General features: G+C 64.6%; 19 protein-coding genes and 1 tRNA gene. 9 read left to right on the forward strand and 11 right to left on the reverse strand.

Annotated elements, in window-relative coordinates; genetic code table 11:
* Nucleotides 1-53 precede the first annotated feature (53 nt).
* From NKI70_RS24080 to NKI70_RS24105, 6 genes are all read right to left on the reverse strand, one after another.
* On the reverse strand, nt 54-884 hold the full coding sequence (locus tag NKI70_RS24080; RefSeq protein ID WP_023676838.1) for an ATP-binding cassette domain-containing protein: 831 nt from the start codon (nt 882-884) through the stop codon (nt 54-56).
* Complete coding sequence (locus tag NKI70_RS24085; RefSeq protein WP_031211797.1) at nt 877-1,767, reverse strand: ABC transporter ATP-binding protein; 891 nt, start codon at nt 1,765-1,767, stop codon at nt 877-879. The genes NKI70_RS24080 and NKI70_RS24085 overlap by 8 nt, the downstream gene beginning before the upstream one ends.
* Nucleotides 1,764-2,612, reverse strand: a complete 849-nt coding sequence (locus NKI70_RS24090; protein WP_023676840.1) for an ABC transporter permease — start codon at nt 2,610-2,612, stop codon at nt 1,764-1,766. Before NKI70_RS24090 ends, NKI70_RS24085 begins: the two co-directional genes overlap by 4 nt.
* Nucleotides 2,605-3,612: an ABC transporter permease gene (locus NKI70_RS24095; protein WP_023676841.1), complete on the reverse strand. Its 1,008-nt coding sequence runs from the start codon at nt 3,610-3,612 to the stop codon at nt 2,605-2,607. Before NKI70_RS24095 ends, NKI70_RS24090 begins: the two co-directional genes overlap by 8 nt.
* 64 nt (nt 3,613-3,676) lie before the next feature.
* Entirely contained in the window at nt 3,677-5,203 is a 1,527-nt protein-coding gene (locus NKI70_RS24100; protein ID WP_023676842.1) for an ABC transporter substrate-binding protein, read from the reverse strand.
* 107 nt (nt 5,204-5,310) lie between these two features.
* On the reverse strand, nt 5,311-6,885 hold the full coding sequence (locus NKI70_RS24105) for a phytoene desaturase family protein (RefSeq protein ID WP_352724966.1): 1,575 nt from the start codon (nt 6,883-6,885) through the stop codon (nt 5,311-5,313).
* Between the two features lie 117 nt (nt 6,886-7,002).
* Here NKI70_RS24105 and NKI70_RS24110 point away from each other — a divergent pair, with 117 nt between their 5' ends.
* The 5 genes from NKI70_RS24110 to NKI70_RS24130 all read left to right on the forward strand — a co-directional run bounded on the left by NKI70_RS24110 (nt 7,003) and on the right by NKI70_RS24130 (nt 13,778).
* The gene (locus NKI70_RS24110; RefSeq protein WP_023676844.1) at nt 7,003-7,794 is read left to right on the forward strand and encodes a cyclase family protein; all 792 of its coding nucleotides are present in this window, start codon (nt 7,003-7,005) and stop codon (nt 7,792-7,794) included.
* Between the two features lie 149 nt (nt 7,795-7,943).
* Complete coding sequence (locus tag NKI70_RS24115) at nt 7,944-9,515, forward strand: phytoene desaturase family protein (RefSeq protein WP_352724967.1); 1,572 nt, start codon at nt 7,944-7,946, stop codon at nt 9,513-9,515.
* Nucleotides 9,515-9,994, forward strand: a complete 480-nt coding sequence (locus NKI70_RS24120; protein WP_023676846.1) for a MarR family winged helix-turn-helix transcriptional regulator — start codon at nt 9,515-9,517, stop codon at nt 9,992-9,994. The genes NKI70_RS24115 and NKI70_RS24120 overlap by 1 nt, the downstream gene beginning before the upstream one ends.
* Nucleotides 9,995-10,036: 42 nt before the next feature.
* Nucleotides 10,037-12,190, forward strand: a complete 2,154-nt coding sequence (locus tag NKI70_RS24125; protein WP_352570280.1) for a thiamine pyrophosphate-dependent enzyme — start codon at nt 10,037-10,039, stop codon at nt 12,188-12,190.
* Nucleotides 12,183-13,778 carry an indolepyruvate oxidoreductase subunit beta family protein gene (locus tag NKI70_RS24130; protein WP_352698181.1) on the forward strand — a complete coding sequence of 532 codons (1,596 nt, stop codon included), beginning with the start codon at nt 12,183-12,185 and terminating at the stop codon, nt 13,776-13,778. The genes NKI70_RS24125 and NKI70_RS24130 overlap by 8 nt, the downstream gene beginning before the upstream one ends.
* Before the next feature lie 36 nt (nt 13,779-13,814).
* On the opposite strand, the gene NKI70_RS24135 is transcribed toward NKI70_RS24130, so the two are convergent.
* Nucleotides 13,815-13,890: transfer RNA gene (locus NKI70_RS24135), tRNA-Thr, on the reverse strand.
* A 353-nt stretch (nt 13,891-14,243) separates the two neighbouring features.
* Here NKI70_RS24135 and NKI70_RS24140 point away from each other — a divergent pair.
* Nucleotides 14,244-15,389, forward strand: a complete 1,146-nt coding sequence (locus NKI70_RS24140) for a hypothetical protein (protein WP_352724968.1) — start codon at nt 14,244-14,246, stop codon at nt 15,387-15,389.
* Between the two features lie 102 nt (nt 15,390-15,491).
* Here NKI70_RS24140 and NKI70_RS24145 read toward each other — a convergent pair whose 3' ends face one another.
* Nucleotides 15,492-17,093: a cisplatin damage response ATP-dependent DNA ligase gene (locus NKI70_RS24145; RefSeq protein WP_352724969.1), complete on the reverse strand. Its 1,602-nt coding sequence runs from the start codon at nt 17,091-17,093 to the stop codon at nt 15,492-15,494.
* Nucleotides 17,094-17,328: 235 nt separating this feature from the next.
* The gene (locus NKI70_RS24150; RefSeq protein ID WP_352448565.1) at nt 17,329-18,339 is read right to left on the reverse strand and encodes a ligase-associated DNA damage response exonuclease; all 1,011 of its coding nucleotides are present in this window, start codon (nt 18,337-18,339) and stop codon (nt 17,329-17,331) included.
* 107 nt (nt 18,340-18,446) lie between these two features.
* On the opposite strand from NKI70_RS24150, the gene NKI70_RS24155 reads away from it, so the two are divergent.
* Complete coding sequence (locus tag NKI70_RS24155) at nt 18,447-19,391, forward strand: methyltransferase domain-containing protein (protein ID WP_352645337.1); 945 nt, start codon at nt 18,447-18,449, stop codon at nt 19,389-19,391.
* 55 nt (nt 19,392-19,446) lie between these two features.
* Complete coding sequence (locus NKI70_RS24160) at nt 19,447-19,803, forward strand: hypothetical protein (RefSeq protein ID WP_023676854.1); 357 nt, start codon at nt 19,447-19,449, stop codon at nt 19,801-19,803.
* A gap of 7 nt (nt 19,804-19,810) precedes the next feature.
* On the opposite strand, the gene NKI70_RS24165 is transcribed toward NKI70_RS24160, so the two are convergent.
* Nucleotides 19,811-20,674, reverse strand: coding sequence for a prephenate dehydratase (locus NKI70_RS24165; protein WP_023676855.1), 864 nt, complete (start codon nt 20,672-20,674; stop codon nt 19,811-19,813).
* Nucleotides 20,675-20,707: 33 nt separating this feature from the next.
* Nucleotides 20,708-21,436, reverse strand: a complete 729-nt coding sequence (locus tag NKI70_RS24170; protein WP_023676856.1) for a 3-deoxy-manno-octulosonate cytidylyltransferase — start codon at nt 21,434-21,436, stop codon at nt 20,708-20,710.
* A gap of 192 nt (nt 21,437-21,628) precedes the next feature.
* Between NKI70_RS24170 and NKI70_RS24175 the strand changes: the two genes are divergently transcribed.
* The gene (locus NKI70_RS24175) at nt 21,629-22,288 is read left to right on the forward strand and encodes a c-type cytochrome (RefSeq protein WP_352698171.1); all 660 of its coding nucleotides are present in this window, start codon (nt 21,629-21,631) and stop codon (nt 22,286-22,288) included.
* The last annotated feature ends 154 nt before the right edge of the window (nt 22,289-22,442 follow it).

Genomic DNA, 22,442 nt, shown 5'->3' on the forward strand with positions numbered 1-22,442 from the left:
TTGCCGGGTGCACGCCTGAGGCCCGCTCTTTAGCGTGCGAATAGGATTGTGTTTCATGCCGGCGCCTTTGCGGCGGGAAGCAGCCAGGCATCATCGATCTCGGGCAGCGGAATGGCGGCGAGGAGGTCGCGCGTGTAAGCCTGCTGCGGCTTCTCGAACAAAGTATCCGTCGCACTGGCTTCGACGATCGCGCCTTCGCGCATGACGATCACTTGCCGGCAGAGCCGCCGGATCACCGACAGGTCATGGCTGATGAAGGCGACGGTCAGGCCCATCTCCGCTGCAAGCTTTTCCAGCAGCGTCAGGATCTGTGCCTGCGTCGACACGTCGAGGCCTGAGACGATTTCGTCGGCCAGCACGAATTTCGGCGACAGCGCCAGCGCTCGGGCAATGCCGACGCGCTGGCGCTGGCCGCCCGACAATTCATGACGATAGCGGCTGGCGAAGCCTTGCGGCAGGCCGACGCGCTGAAGCGCTTCAGCAACTCGGGCTTTCAGATTGTCGCCGAGGCCATTCTGTTTGAGTGGTGCGGCGATGATGCTGGCGATGGTGCGGCGTGGGTTAAGCGACGACATCGGGTCCTGGAAGATCATCTGCAGATTGCGGCGCAGCGGCCGGAGTTCGGCCTCAGCCAGATGCGTGATGTCGCGGCCGTCGAAGATGACCTTGCCGGCGCTCGGCTCCAGAAGCCGCACTAAGGCGCGGCCAAGCGTCGATTTGCCGGAGCCGGATTCGCCGACGATGCCGGTCACCGATCCCTTTGGCAGGTCGAAATCCAGCCCTTTCAGGATCTCGGCCAAGGGCGCGCGGCCGATCAGCGGCTTGCGCGTCATGTCGGGCAGCGCGACCTTCAGCCCACGCACGGAAAACAGCGGCTCAGCCATGCGGGCGCCTCCAGGCCTGATCGGCGGCGGCGATCTCCGAAGCAAGCCCGGCCAGCACCGCCTCGTCCACCGGCTTCAGCGAGGCGAAGGGATCGGTGTAGCGTGGCGTCGCGGCCATCAGAGCTCGCGTGTAGGGGTGCTGCGGAGCGGCGAAGAGAGCGGCCGTTTCGGCCTCCTCGACCACCTTGCCAGCATAGAGCACCGAGACCTTCTGGCTGATCTTGGCGACGACGCCGAGATCATGGGTAACGAACAGGATCGCCGTGCCGTGCTCGCGCTGCAGTTGCGCGATCAGCCGCAGGATCTGCTTCTGCACAGTCACGTCGAGCGCCGTGGTTGGCTCGTCGGCGACGATCAGCCTTGGTTCGGCTGCGAACGCCGCGGCGATCAGCACGCGCTGGCGCATGCCGCCGGACAGCTCGTGCGGATAGCATTTGAGGACACGCTCGGGTTCGCGGATTTGCACCTCGTCCAGCAATTGGCGGATGCGTGCATCGGCCTTCTCGCCGCTCCAGCCGAGGATGCGCACCAGCCGGTCGGTCATCTGCGGGCCGATGCGGCGTGACGGGTTGAGCGCGGTCAGCGGGTCTTGCGGGATCAGCGCCGTGCGCGCGCCGATCAGCGTGCGCCTTGCCTTGGCCTGCAGTTTGCCGAGGTCCTCGCCCTCAAGCAGCATGTCGCCTTCGACGATGCGCACGCTCGAAGGCAGCACGCCAAGCACCGCCTTGCCGATCATCGTCTTGCCGGCGCCGCTCTCGCCGACCAGCGCACGCACCTCGCCGGGCTCGACGGCGAGCGACACCGAGCGCAGCACGCGCAAGCCATTAGGCAGCACCGCGCTAAGGCTGCGTATGTCGAGGCAGGGTTTCGCCAGCGCGTTCATCGCAGCACCGGATCGAAACGTGCCCTGAGGCCCTCGCCAAACTGGCTGAACGACAGCACCGTCAGGATCAGCGTGACCAGCGGGAACACCAGCACCCACCAAGCCTGATGGATCGACAGGCGGCCCTCGGCGATGATGCCGCCCCAGGTTGGGTCGTCGGTCGAGATCGACAGATTGACGAAGGACAGGATCGCCTCGACGATGACGGCAATGCCCATCTCCAGCGACAGCAGCGCGACGATCGACGGCACCACATTGGGCAGCACTTCGCGCAGCATGATGCCGATGCGGCCGTAGCCGGCGATGCGGGCATTCTCGACATAGTCCATGCGCGACTGGCCCATCGTCTCGGCGCGGATCACCCGGCAGAAGCGCGTCCAGTCGATGACGGCAATGGCAATGATAACCGAGCTCAAGCCGGTGCCGAGCACGGCGACCAGAAGGATGGCAAACAGCACCGGCGGAAACGCCATCCAGACATCGACGATACGCGAGATGATGCGGTCGGCCCAGCCGCCGAAATAGCCGGCGATCAGCCCCAGCGTCGAGCCGACCAGGCAGGCGGCAAGGGCTGCCGCGAAGGCGACGATGAAGGCGATGCGGGCACCGAAGATCAGCCGTGACAGGAGATCGCGGCCGAGACTATCGGTGCCGAGCCAGTAGCCGGGCTCGGCTCCATCGAGCCAGAACGGCGGCAGGCGCTCCAGCATCAAATCCTGCGCCAGCGGGTCCTGCGGTGCGACCAGCGGCGCAAAAATTGCGGCCAGCAGCGCAATCAGCAGCCAGCCGCCGGCCAGCCACAGGCGTGCCCGCGAGCCATGTCTCGAAATGCGGGCCTCATCCATGGCGCAGCCTCGGATTGAGCAGGGCGTACATCATGTCGACGGCAAGGTTGATCAGCACAAACAGCAGCGCGAAGACCAGCACGATGCCCTGGATCAGCGGCAGGTCGCGGTTGATGACGGCATCGATCGCCATGTTGCCGAGACCTTCATAGGAAAACAGTCGTTCGACGATGACCGTGCCGCCGATCAGGAAGGTGAACTGCACGCCGACCAGCGTCAGCGTCGGCAGGGCCGCGTTCTTCAGCGCCTCGCGCAGGATGACCTGCGTTTCCGAAAAGCCCTTTACCCGCGCCAGCACGACGTAGTCGAGGTCGAGCACTTCCTTCAGCGACTGTTTCAGCAGCTGCGAGATGATCGCGGCCAGTGGCAGCGCCAGCGCAATCGCCGGCATCAGCATGTGTGCCAGCAGGTCCCTGGTCAGGTCGAAGCGCAGCCGTACGATGCTTTCGAACAGATAGAATTGCGTGGCGAAGGGCAGGTCGAGCTGCGGCGACACCCGGCCAGAAATGTCGAAGATAGGCACCAGCACGCCGAACAGAAGGATCAGCACCAGGCCCCACAGGAAATCGGGAATCGAGAGTGCCGCACCGCTGGCAATGTCGATGCCGGCTTCGACCGCGGTGCCGCGTTCGCGCGCGCCGAGGATCGCCGTCGTGCCGCCGATCGCCAGCGCCATCACAAGCGCGACGATGGCGAGTTCCAGCGTGGCCGGGAGGCGATTGAAGACCAGCCCAAGCACGTCCTGCCGCAGTGAGATCGACGTGCCGAAATCGCCCCTGACGACACCGGCCAGCCAGATGAAGAATTGCTGGACGATGGTCTTGTCCAGCCCGTAAAGCGCGCGCAGCCGAGCGATGTCGGCATCGGTCGCGCCGGGCGGCAGCATCATCGCGATCGGGTCGCCCGGCGCGACACGGATGACGATAAAGACGACGACGGCCACGCCGAACAGCGTGATCGCCATCGTCAGAAGACGGATCAGGAATCTTTGCAGCAGCATGGTCGCCCGTGGCGGAAAATGCGCGCCGTCATTCCGGACGGCGCGCGGCAAGCCGAAGACTGTCTCAGGCCGGGCTCATCAGCGCCGGCAGAAGTGCGCCCGACACATGCTGCACCACATTGACGCCCTTGGCATGCACGATCGGCTGCGCATACTGGATCAGCGGCAGCACATAGGCCTGTTCGGCGATGTATTTGTCGACGGCCTTCCAGCCGGCAATGCGCTTGGCCTCGTCCTTCTCGCCCCATAGTGGATTGATCATGTCGATCAGGTCCTGGCTGTCCCATACCGAATGCGGGCTTGGGCCATACATGGCAAAGCCGGTCGACGTGGTGGGATCGCCGATGGCATTGCCCCAATTGTAGAAGGCCGCCGGCGCCAGCTTGTCGGCGGCGCGCAGCTCGTAGTGCTTGGCGATCTCGTAGACCTCGATCGTTGCCTCGATGCCGACCTTGCGCCACATGCCGACGATCGCCTGGATCATCTCGTAGTCCTTGGGCTTGAAGCCCTTGGTCGTCTGTATCGTGAACTTGACCGGCTTTTCCGGCGAATAGCCGGAGGCGGCCAGCAGTTCCTTGGCCTTGTCCGGATTGTGCTCCACCTTGATCGACGCATCGTAGGCCTCGTATTCCGGCGTCTCCAGCGTATCGATGGGCTGGCCGTAACCGCGCAGCAGCCGGTCGACCAAAAGCTTTTTGTCGACCGCCATCACCGCCGCCTGGCGCACGTTCTTGTCCAGCATCACGTCGATGTCGTTGAAGAAGATCATGCCGATGTCGGAGACGTTCTTGCATGAGCCGGCAAGTCCATCCTTGGCGATCAGGCGGTCATATTCCTCATAGGGGATTTCCAGCGTCACCTGCGAGGAACCGGACTCGATCTCGGCGACGCGGCTCGCCGCATCGGTGACGAACTTGATGGTTACGTTTTCGAAGGCCGGCTTGCCGCCCCAGTAGTTCGGGTTGGCCTTGAGCCGCAGGAAGGCGTTGCGCTCGAATTTGTCGACCATATAGGGCCCGGTGCCGATCGGGGCTTTCTCAAAACCCTCGGCGCCGACCTTTTCGTAATAGGCCTTCGGCATGATGTAGCCGGTCAGGAACGACATCCACTTGAAATACACCGGGTCGAATTGCACGACGTCGCCGGTGATCTTGTTGCCGTCGATCTTGAAGTTGTTGACGTTCTTCCAGACGAACTGGATCGGGTTGCCGGTCTTTTCATCGCCCGCCCGCTGCAGCGACCAGACCACGTCTTCGGCCGTGAATGGCGAGCCGTCATGCCAGGTGACGCCCTCGCGCACCGTCATCATGATCTTGCTGCGATCCTCGTTCCAGCCCCATTCGGTGAGCAGGCCGGGCGCGAAAGAAAGATCCGGCTTCTGCGGGATGAACTGGTCGAACACCGACTGGTAGAGACCCTGGATGGTCGGGTTGACCGCCGAAGGCCCGGTGGTCGGGTCCCAGGACGGCAAATTGACATTGTAGGCGATGGTCAGTTCGCCGGCAGCCTTGGCGATTTGCGGCAGGCCGAGCGCCGTGGCGCCAAGTGCGGCCGCGCCATATCCGAGCAATTCTCGTCTGTTGATTGTCATGGTCGTTCCCCTGTTGCTTTTATGCGCGGTGTCGTTGTCAATCGGTGGGTTCAGGCTCCTTGGGCAACCGCGCCTTGTCCTCCTTCACCCTAGATGAAAAATGGAGCCTACCTCCCGCCAAGTTGTTGCGCGAGCATGTAGCCCGACGCCGCCCCGGTGCCGGCGCCGGGCCATGTTGCCGCCCCGGTCAGGTGCAGATTGCCGACCGGCGTGTTCCAGCCGGCGTAACCGCGCGCCGGCCGGAACAGGAAATTCTGCGCCAGATGATGGCTGCCGCAGATCTGGTCGCCGCCGACAAGGTTCGGGTTCTCGCGTTCGAGGTCGATGGGCGAGAACACGGCGCGGCCGAGGATCTTCCGACGAAGGCCGGGCGCATAGCGCTCGATAATGTCGAGGACGCGCTCGGCGTAGTGCTCCCTAGCCTCGTCCCAGTGAGCCGCCGCGATCGTGCCCGCTGCATCGCCTGCAATCTCGGCTGGCAGCATGCGCACCTGCACCCAAAGTACGTGCTTGCCGTCCGGCGCGCGCGAGGGATCGACGGCCGTCGGCTGGCCGACGACCAGCACCGGTTCATCCGGCAGCATGCCTGCCATCACCTGCTGGTAGGTCAGCGACATGGCGTCGAGCGACGGCGAAAGGTGCACATAGGCGAACTGCCGAAGCTCGGCGCCGGCGCGCCAGTCCGGCAGATCGTCGAGCGCCAGATGGATCATCAACGTCCCCGGCGCGTGGCGGAATTTTTTCACGGCCGTGTCGAAGCCGGTGTCGCCCGATCCGTTAGGCAACAGTTTCCCGGTCAGCGCCTTGGGCGCGACACCGGCGATGACGGCCTTGGTGGCTGTGTGGGTCTCGCCGGAAGCGAGCCGCACGCCGGTCGCTTTGCCGGCCGAAACCGTGATCTCGGCGACATCAGCCCCGGTGACGATCTTGCCGTCGGCGGCCGTGAGCATGCCCGACAGAGCGCGGATAATGGTGTCGGCGCCGCCTCTGCCGAGCACCATGCCGAAGCGCTGGTTGGCCATGGATTCGAGGTAAGGGAACACCGCGCCGCCGGCGATATCGGGGGCGAAGTCGAGATGCATGCCCCAGGTGGCGAGCGTCGCCCTGACATGCGGTGACTGGAAAGTCTCCTCGAGCCAGGCGCGGGGTGACGAAAGCAGCAACCGACCAGTATCGAGCGCGCCGGCAAAACCCTTCTTGCGCCAGAGGTTCCAGGCGGTGCCGGCGAGCGCACGGCCGCTCATCGGCGAGCCCAGCAGCCGGAACAGATGCTCGGCCTCCGCCGGGAATGCCGCAACCAGACGGCGCCATGTCTGTGCGTCGGCGTCGGAAAAAGCGGCCATGCGCGAGGCGGTCTTTTCCAGGTCGGTGCTGACGCCGAACCAGCGACCGTCGGGGAAGGCGCTGGCAAAACAGTCGGCCACCGGCACGAATTCCAGCCCGTGGGTTTTCAATTCATTTGCATATTTCTTGTGAAAGGCCGAGCCGGCGAACAGGCTGAGATTCATCGCGCCGAAATCGTGCCGGAAGCCCGGAAGCGTCAATTCGCGCGTCTGGACGGCGCCGCCGATCGTTGCATTACGCTCGAAAACTGCCGTTTTCCAGCCTTTGAGCGCCAGATGCGCGGCGCATGCCAGACTGTTGTGGCCTGCCCCGACAAATATGGCGTCGAACTCGCTCACGCCCCGTCCCATTTGCTTTATGCTTAAAGATAATTGCAGATGCATATGTTTTCGTCTAGTAGGATATTAAGGGCCGCGAGAGCCTTCAGCACCATCGAGAAAGAGGGAACAGAGACCATGGACACACAACAACTTCTAGGCGAAGTCGCCGGCCAGCTGCTTTCAGGCGCCATCCAGGTGGTCGACCTGACGGCGCCGCTCGGGCCCAACACGCCACTGATCAAGCTGCCGCCGGAACTGGCGGTCGACACGCCGAAGATCGAGATCCACGCCATCTCCGCCTATGACAAGAATGGCCCGTGGTGGGCGTGGAACTGGCTCAAGCTCGGCGAGCATTCGGGCACCCATTTCGACGCACCCAACCACTGGATCACCGGCAAGGATTATCCGGACGGCGCCACCGACACCATTCCGGCGCAGAACTTCGTCGGCCCGGTCAACGTCATCGACTGTTCGAAGCAAGCGGCAGCCGATCACGATTTCCTGCTCACCGTCGATCACATCAAGGCATGGGAAGCCGAACATGGCGCTATCAATCCCGGCGAGTGGGTGGTGATGCGCACCGACTGGTATAAGCGCAACGGCTCGGAAGCCGAGTTCCTCAACGCCAATGAGACCGGACCGCACACGCCTGGCCCGACCGCCGAAGCCATCCAGTATCTGATTAGCAAGGACATCAAGGGCTGGGGCAGCGAGACGATCGGCACGGATGCTGGAAAAGCAGGGGGAATGGAGCCGCCGTTCCCGGCGCATAGCCTGATGCACAAGGCTAACCGCTACGGCCTCGCCAGCCTTTGCAACCTCGACCGGCTGCCGCCGAAAGGCGCGATCCTGATCGCGGCGCCGCTCAAGATCGAGCACGGCACCGGCAGCCCGATCCGCGCGTTGGCGTTGGTGCCAAGGCAATAGGGTAGCTGCGGTCTTCGGGAGAAGATCATGTGCGGAAGTGGCACTGTGATGACGGAGTGGGAGCGGCAGCCTTGCAAAGCTGCGGCTCTACGGCGCCGTAGAGCGCCAATTTCTGCAATTGAACTCCTGCCGGCTAGGAGCACGCATCGATGAGCGCTCCCGATCACATCGTCGTCGGCAGCGGCATCAACGCGCTGGTCTGCTCGGCGATGCTTGGCAGCAAGGGGGCGAAGGTGCTGGTGCTCGAGCGCAACGACCGCATCGGCGGCTGCATGCGCACCGAAGAAATCACCGCGCCCGGCTTCATCCACGACGTGATGGCGACGACCTTTGTCCTGTTCATCACCTCGCCGGCCTATGCGGCGCTGGGCAAGGATCTGGCGCGGCACGGCCTGGAGTTTTGCAACACCTCCACGCCGACCGGCGTGCTGCGCCCGGACGGCAGCCATGCCGTCCTGCGCACCGATCGTATCGCCAATGTAGCGGCGATCAATGCGCTTGCCGCGGGCGACGGCGACCGGCACGCAAACGATGTCGGCGAGATCGAGCGCAACGCCGGTCTGCTGTTCGGACTGCTCGGTGGCAGCCTGTGGTCCTACCCGACGGCCAGGCTGCTGGCGGGTGAGGCCTGGCGGCGCGGCCCGCGTGGCCTTGCCGCCTTTCTCGGCAGCGCGCTGGTGCCGGCGCGCGGTTGGCTGGAAAGCACCTACCAGTCGGAAACCATGCGCGCGCTGTGGGCGCCCTGGGTGCTGCATGCCGGCCTCGGGCCTGAGGACGCGTTCTCCGGCCAGATCGCCAAGGTCATTGCCTTCGCGCTTGAGGCGGCCGGCGCGCCGATCGTCAAGGGCGGTGCCAGGAATCTGCTGGCCGCCTTCGAGGCCCTGATGAGGGAACGTGGCGGCGAAATCCGCACCGGCGCCGACGTCGCGGCTATTGTCCAAAGCGGAGGCCGCGCCGCCGGCGTGCGGCTGGCTTCGGGCGAAACGATCAACGTGAACAAGAGCGTCATCTGCTCGGTCACGCCGACGCAGCTCTACGAGCGGCTCCTCGGCGACGCGGCGCCGAAAGCCGACGTCGAGGCAGCGCAAAAATACCGCTACGGCAAGGGCAATTTCCAGATCCACTATGCCTTGGACAAGCCGCCAGCATGGCGCGGCGAGGGCCTGGACAAGGTCGCGCTGCTGCATCTGACGCCGGGGCTCGACGGCGTCTCGAAGGCCTGCAACGAAGCCGTGCGCGGCATGCTGCCGGAGGTGCCGACCATGTGCGTCGGCCAGCCGCACGCGCTCGACCCATCGCGCTGCCCGGACGGCAAGGCGGTCCTGTGGCTGCAACTGCCCGAGGCGCCACGGCATATCAAGGGCGATGCCGCCGGCAAACTGCAAACACCGGCAGACGGTCGCTGGACCGAGGCGCTGCGCGAAGCCTATGCCGACCGTGCCGAAGCGATCCTCGCCAGCCATATCGATGGGTTCAAGGACAGCGTCATCGCACGCCGCGCCTGTTCGCCGGCCGACCTGGAAGCGATGAACATCAATCTGGTCGGCGGCGACCCCTATGGCGGTTCCTCGGCCATCGACCAGTCGTTTCTGTGGCGGCCGTTCAAGACGAGCCGCAATCACGCCACCGGGGTCAGGGGTCTCTACCACATCGGTGCCTCGACCCATCCGGGTGCTGGCTTGGGCGGCGGCTCCGGCTTTCTCCTGGCGGGGAGGCTGTGATGGAACAGAAGGTTGAAAAGCGCCAGCGCATCTCGACTTTGGGCCAGATCGGCCTGCAGCAATTCGCGCCCTATCTGATGAACCGCATCATGGGCCGCTACAACGCCACTTTGCGTGACAATTTCCGCAGGCAGGGCCTGACCATTCCGCAGGTGCGCACGCTGGCCGTGCTGTCGGTCACCGATGGCGTCACTGTCAACGATCTCTCGGTCTATACCGTCATCGAGCAGTCGACCTTGAGCCGGACGCTCGACACGCTGGAGGGGCAAGGGTTTGTGCGGCGCGAGCAGGGGGTCACCGACAGCCGTATCCGCCATGTGTTCCTGACCGACGATGGCCGCGCCGAGTTCGCGCGCGCCTGGCCGGCCATGCACGACGCTTTCGAGGCAATGTTCGACGATGTCGACGATGCCGAATACGCGGCGCTGATCGCGACATTGCAGAAGATGCTGAAGAACATTCGCAAGCACGACATCTGATCTTACGCGCCGCCATCGGGGCGGTAACGGAAGGAGCCCAAAATGGCCGAACGGTCTTTTGCCAAGGAAGTCGAAAAGCTCAGGCTCGGCGCCGGCGAGGAGTTTTCCGGCGAAGGCATTCTCGCCATCACCAAGGCGCTGCTGCAATGCGGCGTCGGCTATGTCGGCGGCTATCAGGGCGCGCCGATCAGCCATTTGATGGACGTGCTGGCCGACGCGCAGGATATCCTGGGCGAGCTCGGCGTGCATTTCGAGGCGAGCGCCTCGGAAGCCACGGCCACCGCCATGCTTGCCGCATCGGTGCATTATCCTATCCGCGGCGCGGCGACCTTCAAGTCGACGGTCGGCACCAATGTCGCCTCCGACGCGCTCGCCAATCTCGCTTCCGGCGGCGTCACCGGCGGTGCATTGATCATCGTCGGCGAGGATTACGGCGAAGGCTCCTCGATCATGCAGGAGCGCAGCCACGCCTTTGCCATGAAGAGCCAGGTCTGGCTGCTCGACCCGCGACCGAACCTGCCGTCGATCGTCAAGGCGGTGCAGGACGGCTTCGAGCTGTCCGAGGTTTCCAACACGCCGGTCATGCTGCAGGTCCGTATTCGCTGCTGCCATGTCCACGGCCATTTCATCGCCAAGGACAACAAGCGCCCGGCAATGACTGTGGCCGATGCGCTCGAGGCGCCGCGCCGCGACACCGGCCGCATCGTGCTGCCGCCCGCGTCCTTCCTGCACGAGAAGGAAAAGGTGCAGAAACGCTGGCCGGCGGCGGTGGATTTCATCCGCACCAACAAGATCAACGAGTTTTTCGGCCCGGAGCACGGCTCGGTCGGCATCGTCATGCAGGGCGGCATGTACAATTCGGTCATCCGGGCGCTGCAGCGGCTTGGCCTCGCCGACACTTATGGCGACACCGACGTGCCGCTCTATGTGCTCAACGCCGTCTATCCCTTAGTCGACGACGAGTTCCTGTCTTTCTGCGAAGGCAAGGACGCCGTCCTCGTCGTCGAGGAAGGCCAGCCCAACTACATCGAACAGGCCTTTGCCGCGATGCTGCACAAGGCCGGCCGCGGCACCAGGCTCGTCGGCAAGGAACATCTGCCTATGGCCGGCGAATATACCGGCCAGGTGATGCTCGACGGCATCGGATCGTTCCTGCGCGCCACCATCCCGCATCTGCTGCCAAGCGAGGTCCGCGCGCCGAACAAGATCGGCGACGGGCTCGACACCGCCGACCTGATCAACGTCGTCCCGGGCCGGCCGCCCGGCTTCTGCGTCGGCTGCCCGGAGCGGCCGATCTTCGCCGCCACCAAGCTGGTCGAGCAGGAGCTGGGCAAGCACCACATCGCCTCCGACATTGGCTGCCATCTGTTCTCGATCATGCCGCCTTTCGAGCTAGGTGCCACTACCATGGGCTACGGGCTGGGGCCGGCCTCGGCTTCGGCGTTCAATTCGCCCGATGCCAAGCGCCGCTCGATCTCCTTCGTCGGCGACGGCGGCTTCTGGCACAACGGTCTGACCTCGTCGATCGGCAACGCGGTGTTCAACAAGAACGACGGCGTCATCGTCATCGTCGACAATTTCTATTCGGCCGCCACCGGCGGCCAGGACATCCTGTCGTCCCGCGCCGGCAACAAGACCAAGTCGACCAAGCACCCGATCACCGAGGCGGTGAAGGGCATGGGCGTCAAATGGCTGCGCCACATCGACCGCACCTACGACGTAACCAAGATGCAAGACACGCTGCGCGAGGCGCTGACGACGGACGAAAAGGGCCCGAAAGTCATTGTCGCCTCGTCCGAATGCATGCTCAACCGGCAGCGCCGCGAAAAGCCGCTGGTCGACAAGGCGATCAAGGGCGGGGCGCGCATAGTCAAGCCGAAATTCGGCGTCGACGAAGATATCTGCACCGGCGACCATGCCTGCATGCGGCTTTCCGGCTGCCCGTCGCTGTCGGTGAAGTCGCTGGACGACCCCCTGCGCGACGATCCGGTGGCGCATATCGACCAAAGCTGCGTCGGTTGCGGCAATTGCGGCGAGGTCGCCGATGCGGCGGTGCTCTGCCCATCCTTCTACCGCGCCGATGTCGTGCACAATCCGAGCCGCTGGGACCGTTTCCTTGAAGCCGCTCGCCGCGCCATGATCGGTCTCTTGCAGCGGCGCCGTGAAAGCCGGCGCCTGATATTCGCCGATGCTTGACGCCGTGCCCTCATCGCGCTCGAAAGCCGGCGCCCCCGAAGACGAGCGCGTCATCAAGCTTGCCGTGCTGGCGGTCGGTGGCCAGGGCGGTGGCGTGCTGGCCGACTGGATCACCGACGTCGCCGAGCGCAACGGCTACGTCGCGCAATCGACCTCGGTCGCCGGCGTCGCCCAGCGCACCGGCGCCACCATCTATTATGTCGAAATGTGCCCCGACACCGGCCGCCTGCCGGTCTTCGCGCTGTCGCCGTCGCAGGGCGACGTCGACATCCTGATTGCCGCCGAACTGATGGAGGCCGGCCGCGCCATCATCCGCGGCTTCGTCACGCCCGAGCGCACGACGCTGATCGCCTCGTCGCACCGCATCGCCGCGGTCTCGGAGAAGATCGAGCCCGGCGACGGCCGCGCCTCGTCCTCCAAGGTGCATGCCACGGCGGAAGCCGCGGCCAAGCGCTTCATCGCCTTCGATATGGAGAAGATCGCCGCCGACAATGGCTCGATGATCTCGGCCAGCCTGCTCGGCGCGCTGGCCGGCTCCGACGCCTTGCCGTTTACACGCGAGAGCTACGAGCAGGCGATCGGCGCCGGCGGCCGTGGTGTCAAGGCCAGCCTCGCCGCCTTCGGCGCCGCCTACGATCGGGCGCGCGGCATCGCGAGTGCGCCTTCGGGCGACAAGACTGCAGGGCCGGCAGCCGCTGAAACCGGCTCGGGCGCAACGGCAAAGGTGAGCGGCCCGCAAAGTCTCTTGCGAGGCTGGCAGCAACTGGCCGCCCGGGTCGATGCTTTGCCGGCTCCTGTCGCCGACATGGCGCTTCGCGGCCTGAAAAAAGTGGTCGACTATCAGGACGTTGCTTATGGCGGCGAGTATCTCGATAGGCTCGACCGGGTCGTCGCTCTGGACGATGCCGAACACGCCTACGCGCTGTCGATCGCCGCCGCCAAGCATCTGGCCAACGCCATGTGCTACGACGACATGATCCGCGTCGCCGACCTGAAGACGCGCTCTAGCCGCGACCGACGCGTACGCCGTGAGGTTGGCGTCAAGGACGGCTCGGTCCTGCAGGTGACCGAATATTTCCATCCGCGCATCGAGGAATTCTGCGGCACGCTGCCGGCCGGGCTCGGCAGCTACATCGAGGCGCGGCCGAAGCTCGCCGCCTTCCTCGACCGCCGCATCAACCGCGGCCGCCATATCCGCACCGACAGTTTCGCCGGCTTTGCCGCTTTGTGGTTCATCGGCGGCCTGCGCCGCTGGCGCCGCCGCCTGCTGCGCCACAAGGTCGAGACCGCGCATCTCGAGCGCTGGTATGCGCTGGCGCTGGGCCAAGTCGGCGAGGACTACGCGCTTGGCACGGAGATCCTCAACTGCCGCCGGCTGATCAAGGGCTACAGCGACACCCACGCCCGCGCGCAGTCGAAATTCGACCGGGTGCTGTCGGCACTCGACCTGGTCAAGGGCCGCCCGGACGCCGCCGACTGGATCCGGCGCCTGCGCGAAGCCGCGCTGAAGGACGAGAAGGGCGACATGCTCGACGGCGCGCTGAAGACCGTGGCGTCGCTGGGTGATAGCGACGTTCCATCGAGTTGATCTGTGAAATGGTCCCGTTTAATTCATCGAGAATTTTGGTGCCGCTTAGGTGACTCGAACACCTGACCCCATCATTACGAATGATGTGCTCTACCAACTGAGCTAAAGCGGCCCGGGAAGCCGAGCTTCCAGGATGGGCTGCGTGATAGACGCAACCGGCCGCGAATTCAAGATGGCAGTCGCGATTTCAGGACGAGGCAATTCGTGCCGCCTCCGGCCGGGCGCAAGGGCAGCCGCCGCGCGGATCTACCATTGGCCGCGCGATGCCGCATCGGCACGCCGCGCGACCGCCACGTTGGCCGTGACCGGAAAATCAGCGAAAAATGTTGATTCCTTTACCGAAAACCGCCGAAATAAGCTTTGTGCCCCTCGGCAAGGCAGAATGCGGCCGCTCGCTTGTTGATTGATTGGTCGCCTGCGGCTAACGATCATGACAAAGTGAGTGAAATTGCAGAGGGAATTCGCTTGGACGCGATCGAAAAAGCGATCCGCAATGCCTTCGAGAAAGGCAATGCCGACGACCGGGCGTTTCGCGAGCGGGTCTATCGATCGGCTTTCGCGGCACTCGACCGTGCCCTGCAGGCCAATCCAAACGTCACCGTGGAGGTCGCCATCAAGCGCCGCAAGGCGGTCCAGGCGAAGATCACCGAAATCGAATCGGAATTCCTGCCGGCGGTTCCCGATGTCGCCACGCCGACCGACAGTTTGCAGGCAGCACCGGCGGTGGAGCCTCCGGCTGAAACTGAAACCGAAGCCGAGCCGTCGCCCGATGTCGTCGTTGACGGTCCGGCGCAGCCGTCCGAAGCCGATGCGCCCCGGTCGCGCGTCCTGCCTGTCGTCCCCGACATCATGCCCGATGCGCCTGTTGCCGAGGCGCCGGTGATCGACATGGGGGCTTCGGCTCCGACCGAAACCGACGACGCGGAAGTGACGCCCGACCGCGACGACCGGCGGGCGAGGCGGCGCCGCCTGCCCTTGACCGCGATCTTCTTCGGTGTGACGCTGCTCGCAGCCGCCGGCATCGGCCTTTATTTCGCCAACCAGACCGGCGTCTTCAAATCGGCGACCGAGCTCGACACAGCGCCACCGGAAGCGCCGCCAACGGTCGATGGCGAAGATTTCACGCCGGACGACACCGCTTCGCCGCCAAAGCAGGGCGAGGAGGACGAGGCGCGCGACTGGATCAACGTTTTTTCGCCGGGTGACCCGACGCAGGTCAATGCACCGTCGGACGCCAAGGCCGACGTTATCCAGGACGAAAGCGGTTCCTTCCTGCGCATCCGCTCGGGTGCATCCGGTTCGGCCATCAGCTTCGACGTCGGGCAAGGCGTGCTGGAAAAACTCGCCGGCAAGCATGCCACATTCGACATCATCGCGCGCTCCGAGGAGGGCCAGGAGACGCAGATTTCCGTCGATTGCAATTTCGGCGAACTCGGCGACTGCGGCCGCAAGCGCTATGCGGTCGGTCGCGAGCGCAATGAATATCTGTTCGACGTGCGCTTTCCCGACAAGCGTCCGGGTGCTGCCGGCACCATCGCCATCAATTCCGACTTCGACAAGCAGGGCAAGTCGGTCGACATCTACGAGATCCGCGTTTCAGTCGTTCCCTAAAGCACGTCGCGTTCGGACCGGCCTCATGCGACGCACTTCAGGTTCTTATTTTGATGCATGTCGTTACCGCAAAACCGCTGCACACTTTTTGCGCGACATGCATTAACTATCGAGCAGCGCCTGCAGCGTCTCGATGCGGTCGGCTTCCGCCGCCGGCTTGTCCCAGCGCAGCCGCGAAATGCGCGGAAAGCGCATGGCGACGCCGGATTTGTGCCGCGTCGAACGGTTGAGCCCTTCGAACGCCACCTCCAGCACGAGGCCTTGTCTGCGGTCGGCCCGTACCGAGCGCACCGGGCCAAAGCGCTCGATCGTATTGTCGCGGACATATTTGTCGATCTGCCTCAGTTCCTCGTCGGTGAAGCCGAAATAGGCTTTTCCCACCGGCACCAGCTCCTCCGATCCTTCCGGCCCGGACCAGACGCCGAATGTGTAGTCGGAATAGAAGCTCGAACGCTTGCCGTGGCCGCGCTGGGCATACATCAGCACCGCGTCGACCGTGTGCGGATCGCGCTTCCATTTGAACCACGGGCCCTTCGGCCGCCCGGCCACATAGGGCGAATCCCAGCGCTTCAGCATGACGCCTTCGATGACCGGATGCAGCGGCTTGCGGCGCAATTCCTCCAGCGTCTGCCAGTTGGTGAATTCGACCAGCGGCGACAGATCGAAGCGGCTCGGATCGAGTGTCCTGACGAAGGCCTCGAGCCGGCCGCGCCGTTCGCGGAAGGGAAATCCCCGCACATCCTCGTCACCAATCTGCAGCGCATCGTAGCAGCGTATGAAGGCCGGGTATTGCTGCTGGATCTTGGGTGACACGCTCTTGCGGTTCAGCCGCTGCTGCAGGTCCGAGAAGGTGCCCGTCGCCTGCCTGGGGTCACCGACCAGAAGCTCGCCGTCGAGGGCGCCTGAAAAATCCATCGCCTCGGCAAGATCCGGAAAGGCGCCGGAGACATCGTCACCGGTGCGCGAATAGAGCCGGCGAATGCCGCCTTCGCAAACCGCCTGGACGCGGATGCCGTCCCATTTCCATTCGGCCGCGTAGTCGGCCGGGTCGAGCTTTTCGAGGTCGCCGTCGCCGACGGCATTCGACAGCATCACCGGCCTGAACAGCGCCAGCGCCGTCTTCCTGGGTTTTTCGGCCTTGCCTTCCAGCCAGGCGAACAGCCCGGTATAAGGCGGCGTCAGCCCGTGCCAGAGTTCCTCGATCTCGGCTATATCGACCTTGCCGAAATCGGCCAGCGCCTGCTTGGCGAGCCGCGCCGAGACACCGATGCGCAGGCCGCCGGTGACCAGCTTTATGATGGCAAAGCGCGCAGACGTGCTGGCGCTGTCGAGCAGCCGCGCCAGGACCTGCGGCCCGTCGGAACGGCTCGCCGCCTGCAACTTGGCCACCACCTCGGCCAGCGTCGGCTCGTGGTTCGCAATATCGAGAGGCGATTGCGGCCAGACCAGCGACACGGTCTCGGCCAGGTCGCCGACATAGTCGTAGGAATAGCCGAACAGCACCGGATCCATGCGCTCGATCACCAGTGTGCGCAGCATCGCCGGCTTGACCGCGGCGATGGACAGATCGCCGGTGATGGCCGCCAGCGCCAGCCCGCGGTCCGGATCCTCGACGCTGCGGAAATAGTCGGTCAAAAGCGTCAGCTTGCCGTTGCGCGACGGCGTCAGCACCAGCCGGTCGAGAAGCTCGGCGAAGCGGTTCATGAGCGGCGCGCCAAGGGGGGAAGCTTGCGATCCTTCGCGCCCCTCTCTGTCCTGCCGGACATCTCCCCCACGAGGGGGGAGATTGGCAGTTTCGTCCTTGCCACCCGTCCAGCAACGTTGGTGGTTGGCGAAAGCCGGCGCGACATCCAATCTCCCCCCTCGTGGGGGAGATGTCCGGTAGGACAGAGAGGGGCGCCGTAGAGCTCTGCGCAGGTGACCATCGAACCTCGCATTCTCAATCGCCCTCGTCCTCATAACCAACCAGATGCAGCGGCCGAGCCGCAATGCCTTCGAGTTCGCACCAGCGCACCAGCGCCTCCTCGCGGCCATGCGTCACCCAGATTTCTTCCGCGCCGGTCTCCTTGATCGTCGCCGTCAGTTCGTCCCAATCGGAGTGATCGGAGATGATCAGCGGCAGCTCGACGCCGCCCTGCTTGGCGCGCTGGCGGATGCGCATCCAGCCTGAGGCGAAGCACGACATCGGATCGGGAAAACGCCGCGCCCAGCGATCGGCGAAGGCGGATGGCGGGCCGACGACGATGGCGCCGGCAAAGTCGCTTTTTTGGCCGGTCTCGACGGTCGCCGGTTCCAATGTGCCGAGATCGATATTCTGGCTCTGGTAATACTCGCTGAGCTTGGCCAGCGCGCCGTGGATGTAGATCGGCTTTTCGTAGCCGGCATCGCGCAGCAGCCGCATGACGCGCTGCGCCTTGCCCAGCGCATAGGCGCCGACCAGATGCGTGCGCTCGGGAAACTGCTCGGTCGATTTCAGCAGCCGGGCGATCTCTTCGGTATCGGGCGGATGCCGAAACACCGGCAGACCGAACGTCGCCTCGGTGATGAAGACGTCGCATTTGAGCGGCTCGAACGGCTCGCAGGTCGCGTCCTTCTGGCGTTTATAGTCGCCGGACGCGACGATGCACGTACCCTGATGCGCGACCTTGATCTGGGCCGAGCCAAGCACATGACCAGCCGGGTGAAAGCTGACGGCCACACCGCCAAGCGCAATCGTCTCGCCGAGCACGGCGGCTTGCGTCGTTCCGGCAAAACTGTCGCCGTAGCGCAGCCCCATGATGTCGAGCGTCTGCTGCGTCGCCATCACCGAGCGGTGGCCGGAGCGGGCATGGTCGGAATGGCCATGTGTGATCAGCGCCCGGTTGACCGGCCGCACCGGGTCGATGAAGAAATCGCCGGGCGGGCAATACAGCCCTTCCGGCCGGGGATGAAGCAGGTCGCTGGCGCGCATGGCCCCAAGATAGGCGCTAATTCCGGCGCGGGAAGCCTGTTGTATGTCACTGCTGACTCCAGCATAGAGCGCAAGCCGGCTGCAAACACCCGGCGGAACCCGATCGCATGAAATCGCTCCAGACCTCGTCCGGCGATTTGACCGCCGACCGCCGCGCCGACTATGCCGAAATGCTCTATGCATCCGGCGATCATGCGGCAGCGGCGGAATTGCTGCTCGGCGCGCTCGAACTGGCGCCGCAATGGCCAGCCGGCTGGTTCCGCCTCGGCGAGATGCAGGAAGCGGCGGGCGCGCGCGATCGTGCCGCGCAGGCCTGGACGACGGCACTGCGGCTCGACCCGGCGGACAGGCTCGGCGCGGTGCTCAAGCTGCAATTGATCGGCAGGGCAGCGGCGGCCCAGGCGCCGCCCAGCGCCTTTGTCGAGACGCTGTACGACCACTATGCCGGGAGTTTCGAGGCTGAACTGGTCGACAGGCTCGGCTATCGTCTGCCCGAATGCCTCGACCGCGCCATCCAGGCAGCACGGCCGGGCCGGTTTTCGCTGGCGCTCGATCTCGGCTGCGGCACCGGCCTCATGGGCCAGAAGCTGCGGCCGATCGCCGACCGGCTGGAGGGTTACGACATCTCGGCCGCCATGCTGAGGCAGGCGCGCGCCAAAGGCGTCTACGATCTGCTCGTCAAGACGGACCTGCAGGATTTTTGCTATTCTGGCCCGAAAGCCGATCTGGTGACGGCGGCCGATGTGTTCATCTATGTCGGCGCACTCGAAAAGGTGGTGAACAAGATTGCCGGAATGCTTGCCGGCGGCGGTCTGTTTGCGTTCTCCGTCGAGACGCTCCCGGGCGGAGAATCGTCTGACAGCGCCGGCTTCGCCCTGCTGCCGTCCCGCCGCTACGCGCATTCCCAAAGCTATGTAGAGCGGGTTCTGGACGCCGACGGCTTTTCAGTCCTGTCGCTGCAGGCAACGATCATCCGGCAGGATCGCCGCCAACCGGTCGAAGGGCTGGCCGTAGTGGCAAGCTTGCTTTCCGGCAGCGTAAAATCTGGCTAAGACTTCTGCCGCTGCGCATGAGAAGCCGCAGCTGCGAACGACAAGGAGCACGTTCATGCGCTGGAACATGACGGTCTTGGCATCTTGCCTGGCGATGGCCGGCTGCGTCGGCAATTCGATGTCCGAACGGCAGGACGAAAACGTCCAGTCCTCGCTGCAATATGACAAGGTGCCTTGCGATCAATTGCTGGCGCAACGAAACGGCCTGGCGCAGCAATATCATCTGCCGGTGGACGCCAAGCCGTCCTTCTCCAACCCGGCGACGGGCTTTGGCCCGTTCACGCCGGATATGCGCTCGAAAGCCAAGCGCGATGCCGACCAGGCAAGCGGCAAGATCGACGCCATGAACCGGTCGATTGCCCGCCGCGAATGCGGCAAGCCGGCCAAGCAGAACAAGCTCGGCCTGACCTGACCGGATCCTAATCCGCCACCTTCCACTGCTCGCGCGAGGCGCTGGCGGGATAGACGCCGAGAATGCGCATTTCGCGCGAGAAAAAGCGCAACTCGTCGAGTGCCAGCTTCACCAGCGGATCGTCGGGATGGCCCTCTATGTCGGCGTAGAACAGCGTCGCCGTAAACGCGCCGAGCTGGTAGCTTTCCAGCTTGGTCATGTTGATGCCGTTGGTGGCAAACCCGCCCATCGCCTTGTAGAGCGCCGCCGGCACGTTGCGGACGCGGAAGATGAAGGTCGTCATCATCCTGGCGTCGGCCGAGGGGCGCTCGGCCCATTGCTTGTTCTTGGTCAGCACGACGAAGCGGGTGACGTTGCTGTCGGTGTCCTCGACATTCTCCTCGATGATGTCGAGTCCGTAGAGGGTCGAGGCCAGCGCCGGCGCCAGCGCGGCCATGGTGCGGTCCTTCATCGCGGCGACCATCTTGGCGGCGCCCGCGGTGTCGCCGGCAACCGTCGCCTTCCAGCCGTTCTTGCGGATGTATTTGCGGCATTGGCCGAGCGCGTGGATGTGGCTGTGCACGGTCCTGATCTCGTCGCGCCTGACGCCGCGCAGCACCATCAGCTGGAAGTGGATCGGCAGAAAGTATTCGCCGATGATGTGCAGCTTCGATTCCGGCAAGAGGTGATGAATGTCGGCGACGCGGCCGGCAATGGTGTTCTCGATCGGGATCATCGCCAGATCGGCCTTGCCGGTCTCGACGGCGTTGAAGGCGTCCTCGAAGGTCGGGCACGGCAACGGCTCCATCGACGGGAACATGTTGCGGCAGGCGGTGTCGGAATTGGCGCCCGGCTCGCCCTGGAAGGATATTTTGTTGGTCTTTTCAGGCATGCGCAGAGTCTCGGGAATTGGGGGAAGAATTTCTTAGTTGGAAAGGAGCGCCCTGGCGCGTTCGAGATCGTCCGGCGTATCGACGCCAAGCGGCACCGACTGGACGATCTCCGCATCGATGCGCATGCCGGCCTCCAGCGCCCGCAACTGCTCCAGCCGCTCGCGGCGCTCCAGCGGCGACGGCCTTAGCGCAACGAAGCGTTCGAGTGCGGCGCGGCGATAGGCATAGAGGCCGATATGATGGTAGAGCGGGCCTTCGCCCCAAGGGGCGGTGGCGCGGGTGAAATAGAGCGCCCTGAGCCGCGTCGTCGAGAGTGGCGAGCCGACCAGCTTGACGACGTTCGGATTGGTCTTTTCCTCGTCGCGTACGATCTCGACGCAGAGCGTGGCGATATCCACCGCTGCGTTCTCGAAAGGCTTCAGCGCGGCGCCGATAACAAGGGGGTCGATGGTCGGCAGATCGCCCTGCACATTGACGATGGTCTCGACGCTGTTGCCGGGATCGAGAATGGTCAGCGCTTCGAAGATGCGGTCGGAACCGGTTTCGTGGTCCGCCCGCGTCATCACCGCCTCGAAACCATGCGCGCGCACCGCCTCCGCAACGCCTTGCGTATCGGTGGCGACGACGACCCGGCCGAGCCCCGCCTCGGCAGCACGGCGGGCGACGTGGACGATCATCGGAGTGCCGGCAATGTCGGCCAGCGGCTTGCCCGGCAGGCGCGTCGAGGCCATGCGGGCCGGGATCAGGATGAGGGTGGACATGAGGCGGGCAGGGGCTCGAAAAAGAGGAGGACAAAAGTGGCAAAAGGTCTCACTGGCAGCGCCCTTATAGGTGTTGCAACGCCGGAGCAAAAGACCTAGTTTCCGCGCGATTTGACCGCCTCGCAGGGTGGTTCACGATACCGACGGACGGAGTGGACGGATCGGTCCGCCGGAAAAGGGAGCCTGGGGCGTATGGATTCCAACGAAGTCAACAAGCTGCTCGCCGGTCTCCTCGGAACCGTGTTCATCGTCTTTTCCATTGGCATCGTGTCCGACGCGCTGTTTGCCTCGCCGGCGCCGGAAAAGCCCGGCTTCGCCATCGAGGCGACCGAGCCCGCCGAAGGCGGCCCGGCCGCTCCCGCCGCGGCCGTGAAGCCGATTGCCGAGCTGCTGACCACTGCCAACGCCGAAGCGGGCGCCGCCATCTTCAAGAAATGCCAGGCTTGCCACTCCGGCGAAAAGGGTGGCCCCAACAAGGTCGGCCCCGATCTCTGGGACATCATCGACCGTCCGGTCGCCGAGCATGAGGGCTTTGCCTATTCGGCCGGCATGAAGGAGTTCTCCAAGGGCGGCAGCGAGAAGTGGACCTACGACAATCTAAACCACTTCATCACCTCGCCGAAGAAGTTCGTAAAGGGCACCGCGATGGGCTTCGCCGGTCTGCCGAAGGATGAGGACCGCGCCAACGTCATCGCCTATCTGCGCACGCTGTCGGACAATCCGAAGCCGCTGCCGGCGCCCGGCGCCTCGGCCGAAAATGAGGCCGCCAAGCCGCCCGAAGGTGCGGCCCCTGCCAAGCCGGCAGAAGGCGCGGCGCCAGCCGCTCCGGCGCCGGCTGCGCCCGCAAAATAACAAAACTGTAATGGCATAATCCTTGAAAAAGCCGGGTTCAGCCCGGCTTTTTCGTTAGGAAAAATGCATATGCGACGACAAAGCCGCTCGGTTGCGGTTTTCAGCGCCGCCAAATGATCTAGATTGGGCCCAGACGCTATGGTGACGGCGCTAT

Origin of the sequence: Mesorhizobium sp. M0500 (genome assembly GCF_040321165.1) — a bacterium.
In the GTDB taxonomy this organism is placed as follows: domain Bacteria; phylum Pseudomonadota; class Alphaproteobacteria; order Rhizobiales; family Rhizobiaceae; genus Mesorhizobium.

Excerpts from the sequence above, each read along its gene's own strand:
- NKI70_RS24125 (WP_352570280.1), top strand. The coding sequence starts at position 10,037 with ATGGCCGAACGGTCTTTTGCCAAGGAAGTCGAAAAGCTCAGGCTCGGC.
- NKI70_RS24130 (WP_352698181.1), top strand. The coding sequence starts at position 12,183 with ATGCTTGACGCCGTGCCCTCATCGCGCTCGAAAGCCGGCGCCCCCGAA.
- NKI70_RS24110 (WP_023676844.1), top strand. The coding sequence starts at position 7,003 with ATGGACACACAACAACTTCTAGGCGAAGTCGCCGGCCAGCTGCTTTCA.
- NKI70_RS24120 (WP_023676846.1), top strand. The coding sequence starts at position 9,515 with ATGGAACAGAAGGTTGAAAAGCGCCAGCGCATCTCGACTTTGGGCCAG.
- NKI70_RS24095 (WP_023676841.1), bottom strand. The coding sequence starts at position 3,612 with ATGCTGCTGCAAAGATTCCTGATCCGTCTTCTGACGATGGCGATCACG.
- NKI70_RS24160 (WP_023676854.1), top strand. The coding sequence starts at position 19,447 with ATGCGCTGGAACATGACGGTCTTGGCATCTTGCCTGGCGATGGCCGGC.
- NKI70_RS24100 (WP_023676842.1), bottom strand. The coding sequence starts at position 5,203 with ATGACAATCAACAGACGAGAATTGCTCGGATATGGCGCGGCCGCACTT.
- NKI70_RS24090 (WP_023676840.1), bottom strand. The coding sequence starts at position 2,612 with ATGGATGAGGCCCGCATTTCGAGACATGGCTCGCGGGCACGCCTGTGG.
- NKI70_RS24170 (WP_023676856.1), bottom strand. The coding sequence starts at position 21,436 with ATGTCCACCCTCATCCTGATCCCGGCCCGCATGGCCTCGACGCGCCTG.
- NKI70_RS24080 (WP_023676838.1), bottom strand. The coding sequence starts at position 884 with ATGGCTGAGCCGCTGTTTTCCGTGCGTGGGCTGAAGGTCGCGCTGCCC.
- NKI70_RS24150 (WP_352448565.1), bottom strand. The coding sequence starts at position 18,339 with ATGCGCGCCAGCGACCTGCTTCATCCCCGGCCGGAAGGGCTGTATTGC.
- NKI70_RS24175 (WP_352698171.1), top strand. The coding sequence starts at position 21,629 with ATGGATTCCAACGAAGTCAACAAGCTGCTCGCCGGTCTCCTCGGAACC.
- NKI70_RS24165 (WP_023676855.1), bottom strand. The coding sequence starts at position 20,674 with ATGCCTGAAAAGACCAACAAAATATCCTTCCAGGGCGAGCCGGGCGCC.
- NKI70_RS24155 (WP_352645337.1), top strand. The coding sequence starts at position 18,447 with ATGAAATCGCTCCAGACCTCGTCCGGCGATTTGACCGCCGACCGCCGC.
- NKI70_RS24145 (WP_352724969.1), bottom strand. The coding sequence starts at position 17,093 with ATGAACCGCTTCGCCGAGCTTCTCGACCGGCTGGTGCTGACGCCGTCG.
- NKI70_RS24085 (WP_031211797.1), bottom strand. The coding sequence starts at position 1,767 with ATGAACGCGCTGGCGAAACCCTGCCTCGACATACGCAGCCTTAGCGCG.
- NKI70_RS24115 (WP_352724967.1), top strand. The coding sequence starts at position 7,944 with ATGAGCGCTCCCGATCACATCGTCGTCGGCAGCGGCATCAACGCGCTG.